This is a genomic window from Bacillus sp. J14TS2, assembly GCF_018333015.1.
GTDB lineage: Bacteria > Bacillota > Bacilli > Bacillales > Bacillaceae_C > Lederbergia.
The window spans coordinates 1-19,520 of sequence record NZ_BORE01000010.1 but is presented as its reverse complement, the minus strand read 5'-3'; the positions used below and the strand labels follow the sequence as shown (position 1 = coordinate 19,520).

14 protein-coding genes are annotated in these 19,520 nt (G+C 40.6%); 9 read left to right on the top strand and 5 right to left on the bottom strand.

Annotated features, from left to right (window positions below):
* Positions 1 to 3 precede the first annotated feature (3 nt).
* Both KI375_RS15715 and hflX read right to left on the bottom strand, forming a co-directional pair.
* The gene (locus tag KI375_RS15715) at positions 4 to 903 is read right to left on the bottom strand and encodes a macrolide 2'-phosphotransferase (RefSeq protein WP_212974425.1); all 900 of its coding nucleotides are present in this window, start codon (positions 901 to 903) and stop codon (positions 4 to 6) included.
* Positions 904 to 941: 38 nt separating this feature from the next.
* Positions 942 to 2,198, bottom strand: a complete 1,257-nt coding sequence (gene hflX / locus KI375_RS15710; protein ID WP_212974424.1) for a GTPase HflX — start codon at positions 2,196 to 2,198, stop codon at positions 942 to 944.
* A gap of 583 nt (positions 2,199 to 2,781) precedes the next feature.
* On the opposite strand from hflX, the gene shc reads away from it, so the two are divergent.
* The 4 genes from shc to KI375_RS15690 all read left to right on the top strand — a co-directional run bounded on the left by shc (position 2,782) and on the right by KI375_RS15690 (position 12,178).
* Positions 2,782 to 4,647: a squalene--hopene cyclase gene (shc, locus tag KI375_RS15705; protein ID WP_306419833.1), complete on the top strand. Its 1,866-nt coding sequence runs from the start codon at positions 2,782 to 2,784 to the stop codon at positions 4,645 to 4,647.
* Between the two features lie 306 nt (positions 4,648 to 4,953).
* Complete coding sequence (locus tag KI375_RS15700) at positions 4,954 to 6,255, top strand: ABC transporter substrate-binding protein (RefSeq protein ID WP_212974422.1); 1,302 nt, start codon at positions 4,954 to 4,956, stop codon at positions 6,253 to 6,255.
* Positions 6,256 to 6,355: 100 nt separating this feature from the next.
* Positions 6,356 to 6,850, top strand: a complete 495-nt coding sequence (locus KI375_RS15695) for a GNAT family N-acetyltransferase (RefSeq protein ID WP_212974421.1) — start codon at positions 6,356 to 6,358, stop codon at positions 6,848 to 6,850.
* A gap of 105 nt (positions 6,851 to 6,955) precedes the next feature.
* On the top strand, positions 6,956 to 12,178 hold the full coding sequence (locus KI375_RS15690; RefSeq protein ID WP_212974420.1) for a GH92 family glycosyl hydrolase: 5,223 nt from the start codon (positions 6,956 to 6,958) through the stop codon (positions 12,176 to 12,178).
* Positions 12,179 to 12,433: 255 nt separating this feature from the next.
* Here the strand turns inward: KI375_RS15690 and KI375_RS15685 are convergent, their stop codons facing one another.
* Entirely contained in the window at positions 12,434 to 12,853 is a 420-nt protein-coding gene (locus KI375_RS15685; protein WP_212974419.1) for a DUF6508 domain-containing protein, read from the bottom strand.
* A gap of 97 nt (positions 12,854 to 12,950) precedes the next feature.
* Positions 12,951 to 13,856 (bottom strand): SDR family oxidoreductase, encoded by a 906-nt coding sequence (locus KI375_RS15680; RefSeq protein ID WP_374706861.1) that lies wholly within the window; start codon positions 13,854 to 13,856, stop codon positions 12,951 to 12,953.
* A 237-nt stretch (positions 13,857 to 14,093) separates the two neighbouring features.
* Here KI375_RS15680 and KI375_RS15675 point away from each other — a divergent pair, with 237 nt between their 5' ends.
* The 3 genes from KI375_RS15675 (at position 14,094) to KI375_RS15665 (ending at position 15,884) form a co-directional block, all read left to right on the top strand.
* Positions 14,094 to 14,264 (top strand): hypothetical protein, encoded by a 171-nt coding sequence (locus tag KI375_RS15675; RefSeq protein ID WP_212974418.1) that lies wholly within the window; start codon positions 14,094 to 14,096, stop codon positions 14,262 to 14,264.
* A gap of 209 nt (positions 14,265 to 14,473) precedes the next feature.
* Positions 14,474 to 15,007, top strand: coding sequence for a DinB family protein (locus KI375_RS15670; RefSeq protein ID WP_244852713.1), 534 nt, complete (start codon positions 14,474 to 14,476; stop codon positions 15,005 to 15,007).
* A 136-nt stretch (positions 15,008 to 15,143) separates the two neighbouring features.
* The gene (locus tag KI375_RS15665) at positions 15,144 to 15,884 is read left to right on the top strand and encodes an SDR family NAD(P)-dependent oxidoreductase (protein WP_212974417.1); all 741 of its coding nucleotides are present in this window, start codon (positions 15,144 to 15,146) and stop codon (positions 15,882 to 15,884) included.
* Between the two features lie 229 nt (positions 15,885 to 16,113).
* On the opposite strand, the gene KI375_RS15660 is transcribed toward KI375_RS15665, so the two are convergent.
* Entirely contained in the window at positions 16,114 to 16,716 is a 603-nt protein-coding gene (locus KI375_RS15660) for a TetR/AcrR family transcriptional regulator (RefSeq protein WP_212974416.1), read from the bottom strand.
* A gap of 147 nt (positions 16,717 to 16,863) precedes the next feature.
* Here KI375_RS15660 and KI375_RS15655 point away from each other — a divergent pair, with 147 nt between their 5' ends.
* Together KI375_RS15655 and KI375_RS15650 are read left to right on the top strand one after the other, a co-directional pair.
* On the top strand, positions 16,864 to 17,772 hold the full coding sequence (locus KI375_RS15655; protein WP_212974415.1) for an ABC transporter ATP-binding protein: 909 nt from the start codon (positions 16,864 to 16,866) through the stop codon (positions 17,770 to 17,772).
* Positions 17,772 to 19,370, top strand: a complete 1,599-nt coding sequence (locus KI375_RS15650) for an ABC transporter permease (protein ID WP_212974414.1) — start codon at positions 17,772 to 17,774, stop codon at positions 19,368 to 19,370. Before KI375_RS15655 ends, KI375_RS15650 begins: the two co-directional genes overlap by 1 nt.
* Positions 19,371 to 19,520 lie beyond the last annotated feature (150 nt).

Here is a 19,520-nt window from a genome sequence, read left to right as displayed (position 1 = left end):
GTGTCATACTCCGAGTGTTGTTTTCGCCATTTCTTCATATTCCTTTAAGCCAGATTTTGCAGCAAATTCGGCGATACCGATAGGGTAGGCGGCTAAAAGCTCAGTAATATGCTCGAACATGGCTGGCCACACGTAACCTCCAGCTTGTTCATAGAAGTGGATTAATTCCTTTAGAGCTGTTTCCCCAAAGGTTGCTAAATGAGCAGTAAAGTCATTGGCAGGATCATCTACACGCGCTTCTGTCCAATCAATAAACCCTGTGACATAGGCCTCCTGTTGATTGATGAGGATATGACCAGCATGTAGATCACCATGGATAAGAGCTGATTGCTTAGGCCATAGAGAGTCCGCCTCAAGCCAATTCTCCCAACGATTCCAAAGTTCTTGACTCACGCCATATGTGGATTTTACCCATTCCATTCTTGTTCGCATAGCACCCCTTAATTCCTCTGAAGTTTTGACAGATAATCCGGCTTTTCCTGCTTCCTCATGCCGAATGCTGTGTAACTCTACTAATGCATTTGCTAATGTTTCGTTAAAAACAGTGGGAACATTTTTTTCGTCCAATTCCCATTTATAGGCTTTGGCTTCTGTATCAATGGTTCCCGTTGGCACCCCAGGCAATAATGGATAAGCGATCAATTGATCTGAAAAAATTGCCCACTGGGGTGTTTGAATTATGAGTTTCGGACCTACGAAATCAAGAATCCTCTTTTCTTTGTGAGCCGTTGGAAGCACATCATCTCTTCTTGGGAGCCGGAGCACCCATTTTTTGTCCTTGTTATCTGTTGCCAATACAACTTGAAAATCAAGACCTGATTCATTTCTTTTTAACGATTCCGCCTGAAGGGTAAGACCGTGTTGGTTAGCTAGATCGATCACTTGCTTATTAGTAAGGGTCATAGAGATCTCTCCTTTTGAGATTTTTAGCCTGTAGATGCTTAGGCTTTTCTTACGTATTGCTGATATTTTTCGGCGTCCGCTTTTTTACAGTCCACAACGAACGCTGTTCCATTTTCCTCATAGCGGGTTGAGAGAATTTGACTATGTTCATTAAAGTAGGAGAGCACAGCTCCATCAGTATATGGAATGAATAATTCACATTGAAGATAATCATGGAAAATATATTCACTGATCCGTTTTGTGCATTCTTCAATGCCTTGGCCTGTTTTGGCTGAGAGATAAACGCCGTTTTCGCGGGAAGGATAAGGACCTTCCACTTTATCCGATTTATTGTATACATACAGGACTGGAATATCTTCAATGCCTAAATCTTGTAAAACCTGGTTGGTTAGTTTTTTCTGTTCCTCATGATTAGGATTCGAATAATCAATCACATGAACAAGTAAATCGGCTTCCAAGACCTCTTCAAGGGTGGAACGAAATGCTTTCACTAGATGGTGAGGAAGTTTGTCAATGAACCCGACCGTATCTGTTAATAAAAAGGATTTATTTCCTGGTAAAACGATCTTTCTCACCGCTGTTTCTAATGTTGCAAATAACATGTTTTCTTCAAATACTTGTTTTTCCTCATCGGCATGGTGAATGTTTAGCAGTGCATTCATCAATGTCGATTTGCCGGCATTCGTATAGCCAACTAAAGACACGATCGGTATTTCATTTTTACGGCGTTGTTTTCTCTGGACTTTTCGTCTGGCTACTAATTGTTCTAATTCCTTTGATAACGCTGATATCTTGATCTCAATTTTGCGGCGATCCAGTTCTAATTTTGTTTCTCCAGCACCCCGATTCTTTAAACCAGCACCTCCGCCTTGGCGTCCTAAAGATTCTCGGCTTCCGACTAGTCGAGGCAGCATATAGTTTAGCCTGGCAATTTCAACTTGAAGCTGAGATTCTTTCGTTTTGGCTCTACTAGCAAAAATTTCCAATATTAACATGGTGCGGTCGATCACTTCACAATCTAATTTGGCTTCTAAATTGCGAATTTGAGAAGGAGAGAGCTCATCATCAAAAATAATGACATTTGCCTCTACCTCTGTAACCAGTGCTTGTAATTCATCTACCTTTCCACTGCCAATATAATAGGTTTTATCAAAATGCTGTAAGTTTTGCGTCATTTCTCCTAACACGGAAATGTGGCATGCTGCGGACAGGTTAGATAATTCCTCCATAGAATAGGCGAAATGCTCTGAAGATTGATTGCGATTCACTCCAATGATAATGGCTTTTCTACGCATAATGTATTCCCTCCAATTTTAAAAAATAAAAAACACAGGCGCTCTGCCTGTGCAAGGGAAACGAGTTCCATAGGAAAAAATCCCATGAATAGGAATGCCTTTTCACGTAGAAAAGAAAATTCAAGGAATGACGTGAAAATCCGTTCGCTTGTGCGTCACATCATTTCGATCCAGAAACCCACTTTTGGATGTAAACTGCTTTTTCAATATTAAAACAACAAAAAGAGAGAGAAATGTCTCTCCCTCAATAGTGCAAAAATTGTTAAATTTGAGGTTCCCCTAAATAGGCAGACCAATCCCGTAACCCTGCATAGCGCAGCAGAGCCTTGACCATATTCAATTACTGGTTCAAAGTTTGGAATCGAAGTCTAATAAATGCCACTAGGAAAACCCTCCGTTCATTATAAATTACCACAATCATAGCACGTAAAACAGATAAGATCAACCAGGGGCCTGTCCCCCATTCCGTTAATACTTTACTACAGCGGGGGTCTGTCCCCATGAATGTCCCCATGAATGTTCATTTTACTTAGTGAATATGTATATAAAAGTCTAAAGAATGGAGGAAAATCCATTGAATGGTGTGGAGGATGAAATTAGCCGTCTTATTGGTCAGTTTTATCAGGAGCAGACAGGGGATGGGTCATGGGTTTATCCGTTTGAGATGGGGATTGTGACGGATTGTTATACGATTGTTTTGCTGAGAATGCTTGAAGTTGATGGGGAGGAAGAATTAATTAAGGGGCTGGTGCGCAGGATTAGGAAAAGACAGGAATCGAATGGGGCGTGGAAATTATATCAAGACGAAAGGGAAGGAAATCTTTCCTCGACTGTGGAGGCATATTTTGCCTTACTATCTTCGGGTTATATCAACAAGCATGAACCTGGAATGCAGGCTGCCAGAGACTTTATTATCGCGAATGGGGGTCTTGCTCAGACGCAAATTTTTACGAAAGTGATGTTAGCGATTACGGGTCAATACAAATGGCCAGATTTTATTCCAATCCCGATCGAATTTATGCTATTGCCGGAAACTTTTCCGCTTAACTTCTATGATTTCTCGGTATTTGCTCGATCTAATCTTGCTCCTCTTTTTATCCTTGCTGATAAAAAATTCACGATGCCAACAAAACAAATGCCAAATTTATCGGATTTGCTTGTTAGTGAAACGGATTCCTTTTTTACCATAGAAGAAAGACGGGAATGGCGCTCTATCATAGATGTGATTGAACAAGGGGTGGAAGCTCTTTTAGGATTACCAGAAGAACTTCACCAACTGGCCTTAACACGTACGAAGGATTATATGATTCAGCGAATTGAACCGAATGGAACCCTCGAAAGCTATTACAGTTCCACTTTTTTTATGATTTTTGCCTTTTTGTCCCAAGGCTATGGAAAAAGACATGCCATTATTACCAATGCAGTGAATGGGATCAAGTCGATGATCTGCCAAATTGGGGACAGTCCCCATGTTCAATATACAACCGCAAATGTGTGGAATACCGGGTTAATCAGTTATGCTTTACAGGAAGCAGGTGTTCCATCTCTTTCACCAGTTATTAAAAAGGCCAATCAATATTTACGGACACGTCAACATCATAAATTGGGTGATTGGGAGCTTCATAATCCGAACATTGAACCTGGTGGTTGGGGTTTTTCTGATATCAATACGATCAATCCAGATGTGGATGACTCTACGGCAGCATTAAGGGCGATTGCTTTATCGACGAGTCAAAATTCGGACTATCTCCAAATATGGAATCAAGGGATCCAATGGGTAATGTCGATGCAAAATGACGATGGGGGCTGGCCGGCATTTGAACGAAATGTTGATCAACAAATGCTGACACTGCTGCCAATTGATCGTGTAGAAGATTTAGTATTAGACCCCTCTTCACCTGATTTAACAGGAAGGACTTTGGAATTTTTCGGAAATTATACAGATCTAAGCAAAGACGACCCGATGATTAAGCGAGGAGTCAACTGGCTGCTTGATCAGCAAAGGACAGATGGCTCATGGGATGCAAGATGGGGAATCTATTATATTTATGGAACATGGGCTGCTGTAACAGGGTTACTATCTGTAGGAATTTCACCGCATCATCCCGCGATTCAAAAGGCAATGGGCTGGTTGCATAAGGCTCAACTGGCAGATGGCGGCTGGGGAGAATCCTGTAATAGTGACAAAGAAAAGCGCTATATTTCATTACGAAGAAGCACCAGAACCCATACAGCTTGGGCTCTTGATGTTCTGATCGCTATAGCGACAGAAGTTACACCGGAAATAAACAGCGGGTTAGAATTTCTCACTCAGCAAAAAGAAGAAGCATGGACGAGGAAATATCCAAAAGGGAGAGGAATGGCAGGAGCCTTCTATATTCATTATCATAGTTATGACTCTATTTGGCCATTAGTCGCGCTTGCCCATTATAAAAATAAATTTCATTAGAATCTTGGGCAATGCATTGGTTAAGAGTTTTGACAGCTAACTATTAAGAATCGGTGTGGGTGATACGAGTTATACACACCATCTTTATATTTTATAAGCTTATGAAGAAATAGACAATGTCCTTCTTATTTGTTTAGTGGATAATTGGAATGAACTAAATTTATATGGCATACCTTAGATTGAAAATACCACCAGATAGGGACAAAACAGAAGGGAGGGCAAGACGAAGCTGTGGACGGCGAGAGTTTTCCGAAGTAAAAGATGGGAGTGGTATGAATTAAAAAGAATTACTACCTATTTATTTTTATGATTTTCTCCATATTATTAATTGCTGCATGCAATAAGGAAGAGCAAACAACAGAGGGTAACAAGAATGAAGCAGAGACATCCTGGAGCTACGACGGACAGCCTGCCACCGTCACGATGCTTATTAATGTCGGTGAAGAAGAGTTCAGCCGCCGTTATCAGGAGCAATTAGCCAAAGTGTATCCAAATATTACGCTTGAGCTTGTCTCAGGATCACCGAACGATTCCCAGTTTTTACAGGAACAATTCGCTCGTGGTGAAGTGCCTGATATTATTCCAACCACCCCGACACTGGAATATATCGAAGATCTCGACTTACTCATGCCTATTGATGATATTATTGAGCAAAGCGGTTTTGACCTTGGCGTATTTCGGGAAGGCGTCGTCGACAACCTACGCGCCATTGATCCCCTTGGCGAGGGAAACCTATACGGATTACCGATCGAATCAACGCTGTTGGTCATGTATTACAATAAAGACATTTTCGACCGGTTCGGTGAGCCCTATCCGGCCGAAGGAATGACTTGGGATGAAGCGCTAGAGCTGGCTAAAAAGCTAACGCAAGAAGTCGATGGTATTCAATATAAAGGGCTAGCACTTGAACCAACATATGCGATTCCATATACCCAGTTCGCAATTCCCGGTACGGATCCTGAAACAGGCGACGTCCTTTTCACACAGGATCCGAATACAAAGCGCGTATTCGACTGGCTTGACAAGCTCCGCAATATCCCTGGCTTGATGAATATGGATGAGGATCGTCCAGATGGCTTTGGTGGAAACGGGCAAAACATCGCGATGTGGATTAGCACAGCCCCATGGTTACCACTGCTTGCCCCAGTCGAAGGGTTAAATTTCGATATGACCACTGTACCCGTATGGGAGGAGCTTCCTGGTATCGCGCCTACGACACCAGTACTACCATTTAACATCACAAAACACAGTGAAAATAAAGAAGCTGCTTGGGCTGTTATCTCTTACCTAGCGACAGAAGAAGGTCAAAAGGTCCTCTCTGCCGCTGGAAGTGCGCCAACATATGACAGTGAGGAAGTCTTTGCCCTATTTGGCAATATGGACTTAGAGGACGGGTCTACGTATAACGTCAAGGCTCCATTTGTCGACCAAATGGGAGAATTGCCACCGTATTCTAAATACGGTCCACAGATGACCTTCCATGGCGATAATTTTATTACAGCAAAAGCAAGAGAATTTCTGGAGTCTGATATAGATGTTGTCACATATCTTAGACAAATGGAAGAAGAGTACACTACGATTGTGACAGAATTGAAGGCAAAAGAATAGGGTGCTAGAGAGACTCCGGTTATTGCCGGAGTCTATTGGTTATCAACAAAAAGTTGTAGACAGAGACTAGATTATGGGGGACTTAGTTAAGGAGGGCTAAATGAAAATAGAGCAAACAAGGGATTTTGAGTTAGTTGCTAAATTAAATAAGCCTGTCCATGATCTGCATTGTTCTCTATACCCGAAATACTTTAGAGAGTATGACTACGAAGAAGTGAAGGCTTTGTTTAAGCAGCTAATGAAAAATAGAGATTTCACCTTTTTTCTTGTAAAAGAGGATAAAGAGGCTTTGGGTTATGCTTGGATCGAAAAAAGACATTATCGAGGAAATGTTTTTAACAAAGAATATAAGTCTATTTATGTTCATCAAATCAGTATTGTCCAATCAAAAAGAGAGAACGGGTATGGAACACTTTTAATGGAAGGAATTTATCAATTCGCCCAGAAACAAGCTATTGATCTCATTGAATTAGATTACTGGGTTGATAATCAAATAGCTAAAAGATTTTATAAAAAACAAAAGTTTGTAAAATATCGTGAGTTTGTCTATAAACAGGTGAATGAAATCAGTTCTGACAATACAAATGGGAAGTGAATCTATTGGGCTTGCAGATGACATTTTAGAAAGCAAAAAACTGTCTGATGTCAGGGAACAAAAGCAATATAAGCTGTAAAGCTGTACATTGAAAGGAATGTGATTATGAGAAGATTAGGAAGGCTAGCTGCATTACCAAGTATTGTTTGTCTCATGTTTGCGATGGTTTTGGTACCGTTTGAACAGGTTCACGGGGCTTCAACTGATCATTCATCTCATACCAATACGTCCAAGGCTGATTTTTTTACTTCATTTGAAAAGGAGGATCCCCAGTTGACATGGATGGATACAGTTGAAATCACTTCTGACGGGGAAGAGAAAGCAGCGGGTATTGATGGAAACATTCCTCCAACATCTTCTTCAACACCCATGAAATCGCAGATTGGGGATGGCCCAACTAACAGTTATATCGCAAAAATAAATGTTGGTTGGACTGGAAAGAAGGCGTTAACGTATGCGGGAACACATCTTAAGGAAGGGAGGGCATACTCCTATAACAAACTGTTAGATGTTGATATTAAGGTGACACCGGAAACGCAGTTGTCGTATTATATCCACCCAGAGTTTGTGGATAAAGAGCAGATGGATTATTCTAGCACCTATGTATCGATTGATTTAGCATTCACAGATGGAACTTACTTAAGTGACCTTAGTGCGAAAGATCAACACGGGGCAGAATTGCGACCTGAAGCACAAGGCAAGTCTAATACCTTATTTCCAAATCAGTGGAATTATCGTTTGTCAGACATCGGGAAGGTCGCATCTGGAAAAAAAATTAAAAGAATTTTAGTGGCTTATGATAATCCAAATGGTCCAGGGGAATTTAAAGGTAGCATTGATGATATTAGCATCATAGGCCAACCGGAACAAAAAAACTACTCAAGCCCGATTGATTATGTAAATATCCTTAGGGGGACAAACAATAATAGAGAGTTTTCACGAGGTAACAACATCCCGGCAGTTGCGGTACCACATGGATTTAATTTCTGGATTCCAGTGACGGACGCAGGTGATAGGCGATGGATGTACAAATATCAGCAGGACAATAATGAAGACAATTTTCCCGAAATTCAAAGCTTTTTGCTTAGTCATTCTCCGAGTCCATGGGTAGGTGATGGTGATCGTCAGACATTTCAAATCATGCCATCTGCTTCGGCATCGGATCTGCCACCCTTAAATCGTGACAAACGAGCACTGCCTTTCAAACATGAGAATGAAATCGCAAAGCCTAATTATTACAGTGTGACCTTTGAAAATGGTATACAAACGGAGATTACACCGACCAACCATGCAGCGATGTTCCATTTTACATTCAAGGAAGATGTTTCTGACTTGATTTTTGATAACTTCAACAATGATGGCGGCTTGACACTTGAAGCGGATAAACAACACATCCAAGGGTACACAGATGTGGGTACGAAAACCCCAGGAGCAACAAGAATGTTCTTCTATGCAACATTTGATAAACCAGTCACGAAAAGTGGGAAATTAACTGGTGAAGATCGTGACAATGTTGCTGGTTACTTCCGTTTTGATACTTCAGGGAGTGATAAAACCGTCACAATGAGAATTGCCACATCACTTATCAGCATGGATCAAGCGAAGAAAAACTTAAATCAAGAAATTCATCAGAGCGACACATTTGCATCAGTCGAAGAAAGAGCAAAGGAAGAATGGAACAGCCTATTGCAAAAAGTTGAAGTCGAAGGTGCGACAGATGAGGAACTTGTTACGTTGTACTCCAATTTGTATCGACTCTATCTCTATCCAAATATGTTGTTTGAGAATACAGGAACAATGGAAAAACCTATATATGAATACGCGAGCCCTTTCTCTGATCTGGATGGAAAACCGACGGAAACCAAAACCGGCGCGAAAATAGTCAAAGGAAAACCATATGTTAATAATGGATTTTGGGATACGTATAGAACTGCATGGCCAGCCTATAGCCTATTGTCACCGGAAAAAACAGGTGAAATGATTGACGGTTTTCTGCAAGCATATGAACAAGGTGGTTGGATTCCAAGATGGTCTAGTCCTGGTCATGGAGGAGGAATGACGGGGACAAGTGCGGATGTCGCCTTTACGGATGCATATCTTAAAGGTGTTAGTAATTTTGATATATCAAGCTTTTACGAAGCGGCAATCAAAGACGGATCTGTTGTAAGTCATAATCAGAAAACAGGAAGAAATGGCCTCGCGACATCGATTTTTAATGGTTACACAAGTACCGATATAGGTGAAGGGATGTCTTGGGCGATAGAAGGCTACCTTAATGATTTTGCGATCGCGTCAATTTCTAAGGAACTTGCCGAACAGACGGATGAAAATGATCCGAACTATGATCAATATATTACCAATTACAAGTACTTTATCAATCGAGCGCAAAACTATGTGAATATATTCAATCCGGAAGTGGATTTTTTCATGGGGAAAGACTCTACGGGAAAGTGGAGAATGACTGCAGACAAATTTGATCCGAAAGATTGGCTAGGCTCAGACTATGTTGAAACGAACGCATGGGGCACGGCTTTTTCTGCTCCACAGGATGGGCAAGGGTTAGCTAATCTATACGGTGGAAAAAAGGAGTTGGCCAAAAAGCTCGATACTTTTTTTGCGACTGAAGAGACAGCTTTACATCTCGGCGGGCGTGATAATCCCATTCACGAAATGAGAGAAGCCCGAGATGTACGAATGGGAATGTATGGTCATAGTAACCAAGGCGCTTATCACATCATCTATATGTATGATTATGCAGGTCAGCCTTGGAAAGCCCAGGAAAAGGTTCGGGAAGTATTGTCTCGGATTTATGTTGGAAGTGAAATCGGTCAGGGCTATGTTGGTGATGATGACAACGGAGCAGCGTCCTCTTGGTATATCTTGAGTGCGGCTGGTTTTTATCCACTTCGTGCTGGAACATCTTCTTATGCAATTGGTGCTCCCTATTTTGAAAAAATGACAATTCATTTGGAAAATGGAAAAGACATTGTGATCAACGCACCTGAAGTCAGTGACACAAACAAATATATTCAAAGTTTGAAAGTGAATGGGAAACCATACAATTCATTGAGCATTGGTCATAAGGAACTTGCCAATGGCGCAATATTAGAGTTTGAAATGGGACCTGAGCCATCTAAATGGGGTACTGGTAAAGATGCAGTTCCATCATCGATTACCCCAACGGCAGCGGATGGGTCGTCATTGCTGCCTGATCCAATGGTTGATTTGACTGATAAAGGGAGCGGGCAATCCTATGATAGTAGTGGAACAATAGCCAAAGCGCTTTTTGACAATTCATCCGATACATCACTAACGTTGAAGGGAAAGGATCCCTGGGTCCAATACAATTTCACAGATGAAGCCCAAAAGGCGCTAATGTACACGATTACTAGCTCAACTGATGACTCGTCACAAGATCCGAAAAATTGGATATTAATCGGATCCAAAGACGGGGAAAGTTGGAACATTCTTGATAAAAGAAACGATGAAAGCTTCAAATGGCGGCAGTATACCAAGCCATTTACAATTCAGAACCCGGGTAATTACTCTTTTTACAGATTGATTATCAAGGGTAATGGCGGAGCATCGTCCACCACTGTAGCGGAACTTGAACTGCTTGGCCATAGGGATCTCGGAGCAAAATTTGTTCAAGTAGAGAAGAATTATCAAGGATATGTAGAGTCAGGGGATATTAAAGGAACTGCCGAAAAACAGTTGTCCCAATCATTACACGAAGCACAAGACAATTTTAAAAATGATAAAAATAAGGAGGCTATTCAGCAATTAAAGGATTTTCTAAAACAGCTGAAGGAAGCTAAAACTGGGGAAGTCTCTGAAAAGGCTAGAACTCAATTAACGCCAGATATTCACGCATTGATCGAGTTGATAACAAACGTGACCATTCAACCACCTGAAGGTGATTGGGAGTACGATGAAGAGGTTGAAAAGATAACGGTATTCGAGATTTCTGACCTCAAAAGCGATGCAATTGAGCCCGGCGAGGATGCTATCGTAACCGCTTCTGTGAAAAATATCGGTTTAGTTGCAGGTGATGAGGAGATAAATTTTTATTTTGATGATAAGCTTGTCGATTCTGAGACAGTCAGCCTGAAACCAGGAGAGAGCAAAAAGGTGACGTTTACAGTTCGCGATGTATCACCAGGCGTGCATCAGATAAAAATGAATAATCAAACGACTATGCTAAAAGCCTTGTATGCCGAAAAACCTGTATTGTCACTACATTTTGACGAGGACGGAGATACTGTTAAAGATTCCTCCCCATACGGATTAGACGGTAAATTACATGGGAATGTCTCACGAGTTCAAGGCCAATTCGGCAAGGCAATGAAGCTTGATGGGGGATGGATTGAAATTCCCGGCAACGGTTTATTAAATGGTGAGGATGCTTTTACCATCACTGCTTGGGTGAATCTGGAAAATCCTGAAGCCAACCAAAAGATTTTGGGTAAAACCACCACAAATGATGGGTATATGCTGGGCGTACAGGGTGGAAAACTTTATCCGGAATTATGGGATGCTGGTGGTCATCATCATACCTTTGAAGATGGATCTATTCTAGCTAATCAATGGGTTCATATTGCTCTTACATGGGAAGCAGGTGGAAGATTCATAGGGTATGTTAACGGTGAAGAGGTTAAGAATGTGTCCGCAAGTTCCGATCCTATTAAAGACAACGACAATCCGTTCATTATCGGAGGTGCACCGTGGGATACGGAAGCATTCCAGATGAAAGGATTGATTGATGAAGTCCATATCTACAAAAGGGTGTTAGAATCAGATGAAATTCAACCGGATGTAAAAATTAATGTAATGATGAACGGCAAAACTCTTGAAAACGGAATAAAAGTACCCGATAGCACAACCGCGGCATTCAACTGGGAAGCACAAGATGATTTAGCTAAGGTATCTGCAACCTTTGACGGTGAGGTATATGAGGAAGGGGCTTCCATAGATTTGGCAGGGAAGACTGGAGAGCATACATTGATTGTGACCGCTGTTAACTCAGGAGGAATCAAGCAAAAAACCTATGTACTGAACGTGACGACAAGCGTATCCGACATGCAGACACTTGTTGAAAGATATGAAAAGTCAGGGGCGATCAAAAATAAAGACGCTGCTCACGCATTGAATTTGCAATTGACAACAATAGAACAATTCGAGAAAAAAGAGGCCACAGACAAAGTGTTGAAACACCTAAAAGGTTTTGAAGTATTAGTGGATGATCAGAAAAAGAACAAAATGATTTCTGAAGATGCATACAACGCATTGAAGGCAGATACTGATTATTTGAAGAAGAAATGGCAATAAAAAAGATCAGTACAAAGGACTGCTTAAAGCGTTAAGAGGAGAAAGAATGAGAAATCATGATGAATGAAGATACGGATTTTCTTTGTTGGGTAGGAAATTTTAAAATCGATAAATTGCAGGCTGTTGTGGCTGATGCCTAGCTCATAAGTTGTAAGTTCATCAGCGAAGATATACGAACTCTGATATTTTACGAAACAATCTAAGCCAATAAAAGTCAAAAGTGGACTTTTATTGGCTTAGAACATTTGCTTGTCGTCATACCATATGACCAATGCATTTAAAATCGCTTTTAGCAAGCCATTTTTCGTACGCCTTTGCAATAGTGCCATCGCTAAATCGCTCGCCGCGCACGACAAATGTAGCTGCTCGGACCGCATCTGCAGGGCTCAGCTTGTTATTTGGCGAATAGCTTGGAAGCCCATGTTCCATCCAAAAGTACAAAGGGGTCACAGCGCCAATAGTAGATAATAGACTAATTGCTTTCTCCACTCGCTCACTATAAGCCGGATAGCTTAACGAAGATATTTGTTCAGATAGAGACTTCGCATTAAGCCATTTTACATCATGATCCTCAGCTTCCATCTCTTCTGCAATAGAACGCAGTTGCTCCCAAGCATCAGTTTGCGTCCTATCTAGCTGTTTAATAAGTTGAATATCGTCGGGATTACCTTCCATAGTTAGGCTCCTTTATCAAAGAAAGTTTACTAGTTTGGGGTCTAGACCAGTATAGGAGAGATCGGCATGGCAATTATTTAAGCTTCTTCCCAGCAACTTAGGAATTAGTAGATTCCCCGCCATCTACATGTAATACTTGCCCAGTTACTAATTGAGAATCGTCTGAAGCTAGATAGACAAATGTGGGTGCTAATTCGAATGGTTGGCCAATCCGATTAAATAGATTAGGCCCATGTAAGGCGTTAATATCAGAAGAGAAGCTTGCGGGAATAAGCGGTGTCCATATTCTCCCTGGTGCAATTGCATTTACACGAATATTTTGATCTGCAAGGCTTTTAGCTAGTGAACGTGTCCAGCCCACGATCGCTCCTTTAGTAGCCGAATAATCAATTAACAACGGTTCCCCTGCATATGTGACGACGGAAGTTGTGCCGATAATAGAGCTTCCTGGTTTTAGATAAGGCAAAGCTGCCTTTGTCATATAAAAATGAGAGTAAATATTTACTTTAAACGTTTCATCGAATTGCTCATCTGTAATATCAAGTAAACTATTTTGTTGGAATTGGACGCCTACATGATTACACAGTATATCTAATTTGCCAAATGTACGAATCGTTTCTGTTACGACAGCCCTACAATGTTGCTTTTCCTTTAAATCTCCTGGCAGTAACAGACATCGTTGACCAAGCTCCTCTATCCGTGCTTTTGTTCGATTGGCATCGTCATGTTCATCAAGATAGGCAATGGACACATCTGCTCCTTCTTTCGCAAAGGCAATAGCGGCTGCAGCCCCCATCCCGCTATCTCCACCGGTTATTAAAGCGACCTTGTGCTTTAACTTTCCGCTTCCTTTATAGTGTGGGTTTTCAATAATTGGTTTGGGTACCATTAAATCCTCATGTCCAGGTTGTCTAAGTTGTCGTTGTTCGGGATGACTTAACGGGACTTCTTCATATTTTGTTATTTTACCATAGTTTGGATAAAGGGGATAAGGGTCTGTCAGTTGATTGTCCGCAAACCATTTTTGATATGCGCGTAATTCTTGTAATTCTTCCTCTGTGATCCTATGTTTTTCGTTATCTCCATCCGTCCGTTTATTAGGCAATTGTATAACCTCCCATTCATCTTTATCTTAGTACTGTATGATTGGGCGAACGTTTAGTGCGTGTCTAGATTTTTCACATAGACTTGCTCCAATACATCCATTGATACGTAGGATACGAAAAAGGAGGTGACACCATTGCGTGTCATGTTCAATCCTGTTATAAAATGGCTGTTAGTCAATCAATCTAATGAAAAAGTAAGGATGGAGTATCTTCAATATAGCTGGCCGACGTCAGTGATAGCCAGAAGGCCACCTTATTACACAAATCCTCAGTATGAACCTTACTACTCGCTTGTTAAAGGGTGATTGCCTGGAAGATCCCCACTTCAAAACTATAAGTGGGGAAACTCTTAAAATACCGCTTGCAGATGGGAGCATGGGAAGTAATTTTAAATATACATAGTCTGTATTTACCTCACGAGTGTATAAAAGCTTGCGTAAGCTTAATTAATGCTTAATAATTGAATAGGTGGTATTTTTTTCCAATAATATATTTCAAAAAGGTTGGTGAAGACATGACAGCAGAATTAAATAGTTTATTTTTAATTGACCAAATGGATGACTTGAGCTCAGAGTTTAGTAAATTACTTTCAATGATGAATTATACGAGAGTCGCAACACTCGAAGAGGTAAAACAATTGTCCAAAGAAGAACTAGATTTCCTTTATATGGATGATGCCAATTCGATTGGAATGTTATTGGCACATATGGTGGCTGTGGAAAAAGCGTATCAGATTGAAACGTTTCATAATCGTCAAATAACAGAGGAAGAAATTGCTGACTTAAATCCAGCTTTAGAATTAGGGGAAAAAGCACGCGAACAGATTCATGGGAACAGCATTAATTATTATCTAAAGGAATTAGCAGATACTCGAAAGCAAACAATAGAAACCTTTAAAACACTCCCAGACGAATGGCTATTTCACCAAACCCCATTTTGGTTTGATCAGCCAGCAAACAACTATTTTAAATGGTTCCATGTCTTCGAAGATGAATTGAACCATAGAGGACAAATAAGAATAATCAAAAAAATGATGGTAAAGCAATAAAAATCACGGGGCCTGTCCCCCACCGTGTTAATCATTTAACGCGGCGGGGGACAGGCCCCTTTACTTATTTGGAGAATTATAGTAAAATTTAAATGTGAAGTATTTCACAATATAATCAAAGAGGGAGATGGTATACATGGGGAAGCTTGTTGGAAAAGTAGCTATCATTACAGGTGGAGCTCGCGGAATGGGAGCTTCGCATGTTCGCCAATTTGTCAAAGAAGGAGCAAAAGTTGTTTTTACTGATATTCTAGTAGAAGAGGGAGAGGCATTAGCGAAAGAGTTAGGTGATAATGCCAAATTTATTAGACAAGATGTTACGAGAGCAAAAGATTGGGATCAAGTTGTAGCTGAAACGGAAGAGGCATTTGGTCCGATCAATATTCTTGTGAATAATGCTGGTATTGCTTTTCATAAATTGATTGAACAGATGACAGAAGAAGAATATAGAAAAGTGATGGACATTAACCAAGTATCTGTCTTTTTAGGAATGAAAGCAGTACTATCTTCTATGCGCAAAACAGAAAATGGCTCGATTGTTAATATTTCTTCGATCAATGGTCTAAAAGGATCGGTTGCCGCTGTTGCTTATAGTGCTTCGAAGTTTGCGGTTCGAGGAATGAATAAAGCAGCGGCTTTAGAATTTGCGCCATACGGCATCCGTGTTAACTCTGTTCACCCAGGGGCCATTGCAACACCGATGATTGTCCAAGAGGATAATAAAGAAATGGTTGAAGAATTCGCCCAAACCATTCCGCTGAAACGAATTGCTAAACCTGAAGAAGTAACGAATATGGTTTTATTCTTGGCTTCTGATGATTCAAGTTATTGCACAGGATCAGAATTCGTTGTCGATGGTGGATCAACAACATTATAATTTTTATCCCGTATTAACAGGCAGTAATACTCCACTGATTGAAGTGTCACTTTATAAATTCTAGAGAGGCTGATCAATTAGCTTTTCAATATAAGACAGGTGAAGAAAATGAGCCTTTTTCTTCACCTGTCTGTTGTTTTCCGCTAGCCATTCTCTCTCAAGCTAGGAGTAAATTACAGCGAACTCTCTAAGTGTTTAGAAGCACCAGCGATTTTGCTGACTGCATCATTCAATTATCATCGTCCGTTTCAGTTTGTTTTCCTACGATTCCATAGAAGAATAGTTTTGTTAGTTCTTCTGTCATGGGGAGAATATCTTTCGTTGTATCTTTGCGGCGTAGATAGTCTGTAAACATTTGAAAATAAAGCAGGATGGCCTCATTCGAGATCGTTGAGTCGATGTAGCCTTGCTCCTTTCCTTCGCGGAATAGCTCGATAAAACGTGGCAATGCCTTTTCCGTAAACAGCTTTTCAATATAATGACTTCCATCCGTATATTCAGCCATAAAGTGCTCAAAAAAATCCTCATTTAAATGGCTGGCTTCCTTTTTTTTACCAAAAATAATTTTTGTGATTTTTTCTTGGAAGGGAGCGTTGCTATAAAATAATCCCTCATATTCTGCCCAAACTTGATCGACATAAAAAATAATCACTTCGTGGATGAGCTGGTCCTTATTGCCAAAATAATTATAAATTGTGACTTGAGATACATTGGCCTTGCTCGCAATTTCAGCTATCGATACTTTTTGTACCCCATAGTTTTTAAATAATGCGAGAGTGGCTTTTAAAATGTCTCGCTTTTTTTGTTGTTTTCGTCGTTCGAATCCGTTCATTTCATTCACCTCCATCTTAGTTTAATAAAAATTTTGTAATATCACAATGGAAATAGTTCATAAACTATTGATGAATGTTTTAAATTTGTATATTATGAAATGAAATACGATAAATATTTCATAATTAGTTCGAAGGGGAGATAAAATATGGCTATATTAAAGACAATGAATTTGAAGAAGCGGTTTGGGAAGTTTACAGCACTTGATGGCATTAACATCGAATTAAACGAAGGAGAGGTTTATGGTTTTATAGGGCCAAATGGTGCTGGTAAGTCGACAACGATCCGGATCCTTTTGGGGATTTTAAAAGCGACCACAGGGGAAGCTGAAATTTTCGGTAAAAATGCATGGTCGGATGCTGTTGAAATACACAAACGGCTTGCCTATGTTCCCGGAGATGTGAATCTATGGCCAAATTTAACCGGCGGAGAAGTGATTGATCTATTTATTCAATTACGCGGAGGAAAGCATAAGAACAAACGTGAAGAATTGATAAAAAAATTTGATCTTGATCCAACGAAGAAGTGTCGGACGTATTCAAAGGGGAATCGGCAAAAAGTAGCATTGATTTCGGCGTTTTCTTCAGATGCGGATTTATATATTTTAGATGAGCCTACTTCTGGCTTAGATCCACTAATGGAGCAGATTTTTCAAGAGTGTGTGCTTGAGGCCAAACAAGCTGGGAAAACTGTCTTACTTTCCAGTCATATTTTATCGGAAGTTGAGAAGTTATGTGATCGGATTGGGATTATTCGTCAAGGGCAAATCATTGAAACAGGTTCTTTAGCAGAATTACGGCATTTAACGCGAACGCATTTGCTTGTTGAAACGAAACAGCCTGTTCCTTCTATCCAGCAGTTCGATGGTGTGTATGATGTAGCAGAAAAAGGTCAGGAACTCTCGTTTCAAATAGATACAGAAGTATTGAATGATGTCCTCCAGTATCTTAGTCAGTTTGCGATCGTCAAGTTAGAAAGTTCACCTCCTACTTTGGAGGAAATGTTTATGCGCCATTATGAAAATCAAGGCAGTGGAGGAGAAAAGGGGGGATTTTAATGGAGGCTATTTTTAAAAATACAATTTCACTTGCTAGGCTAATGATAAGATTGGACCGACTTCGACTTCCTATGTGGCTATTAATGATCGCCATTTTTACTTGGATTGTTCCTCTAGCCTTTGATGATATGTATGCAACACAACAAGAAAGAGATGTTATGGCAGAAACGATGCGAAATCCTGCAATGACAGCCATGGTAGGACCTGGTAATTTAGATCAGTATACAACAGGAGCTATGACGACACATCAAATGCTCCTATTAACAGCGGTCGTGGTCGGGTTGATGAATATTTTGATCGTGATTCGCCACACAAGGGCTGATGAAGAAGATGGAAGGATCGAGCTGATTCGCTCCTTACCTGTTGGACGGCTGGCCAACGTTACTGCTGTTATGATCATCTTAATTGTAACCAATGTATTATTGGTGCTCCTTTCTGGTTTTGGTTTATATGCCTTACAGATTGATAGCATGGGATTGCAAGGATCGTTGCTATATGGAGCGGCTTTAGGGGGAATAGGGCTTGTATTTGCTGGAGTTGCAGCTGTCTTTGCACAACTTTGTGAAAGTTCACGAGGGGCAACGGGTTATTCGATTGCTTTGCTCTTGTTTGCCTATCTTATTCGAGCAATGGGGGATGTGAGCAATGAAACATTATCATTGTTTTCTCCATTAGGCTGGGCTACACGAACAGAGGCGTTTACGTCGAATCATTGGTGGCCTGTGTTGTTCATGCTTGGGTTATCGATTATACTCTTTTTCTTGGCTCATTATTTGCATGCAATCCGAGATGTAGAAGCTGGATTCTTTCCAGCAAAACCAGGTAGGAAGCATGCATCGATTTTTTTACAAAGTCCTGCTGGTTTAGCGTTAAGATTGCAGCGCACAGGTACCATTGCTTGGGCTGTTGGAATGCTTGTAATGGGTGTGTCTTATGGATCTGTTTTTGGTGATTTAGAATCTTTTTTTGAAGGAAATGAAGTTTTTGAGCAATTACTTGCTGAGAAAGAGGGATATACACTAACGGAACAGTTTATCCCGATGCTTATGATCGTGATGAGCTTACTTTCAACTGTTCCCCCACTTATGGCAATGCTGAAACTCAATCGGGAAGAGAAAAAGAATCGCTTGGAACATTTACTTAGTAGAGCTGTTTCGCGGACTAACGTGATGGCAAGCTACTTGATCATTGCTTTGGTGAATGGTTTTATAATGCTATCGCTTACGGCTATTGGTCTTTGGGCTGCTGGGAATGCAGTCATGGAAGAAGGCTTTAGATTTGCAACAATTTACGGAGCAGCACTTGCATATTTTCCAGCGCTGTGTGTGATGATTGGCCTTTCCGTATTGCTGATCGGTTTTCTACCTAAAATGGCTAGCTTTATTTGGGGATATGTCATATACTCCTTTTTAATCCTATACCTAGGTGGCTTATTCGACTTACCTAACTGGCTTGGGAAATTGTCTCCATATGGGTATATTCCCCAGCTTCCTGTTGAAGAAATGAAATGGTGGCCGATCTGTTTGTTAACATTACTGGCTCTGATCTTGATGTTTTGTGGATTGATTGGCTATAAGAAACGAGATATGCAAGGATGATCTAATTAATTGAAAAAGCAATTGGGGAGGTGCCATTTGCGTATGTACAGATGTTGCCCCCCAATTATGCGATAGGCGTAAAAAACCCTTTAGTCTCCCTCTATATTTCAGTAAACCAGACAAAAAATGAAATTTGATAGCATGAATATG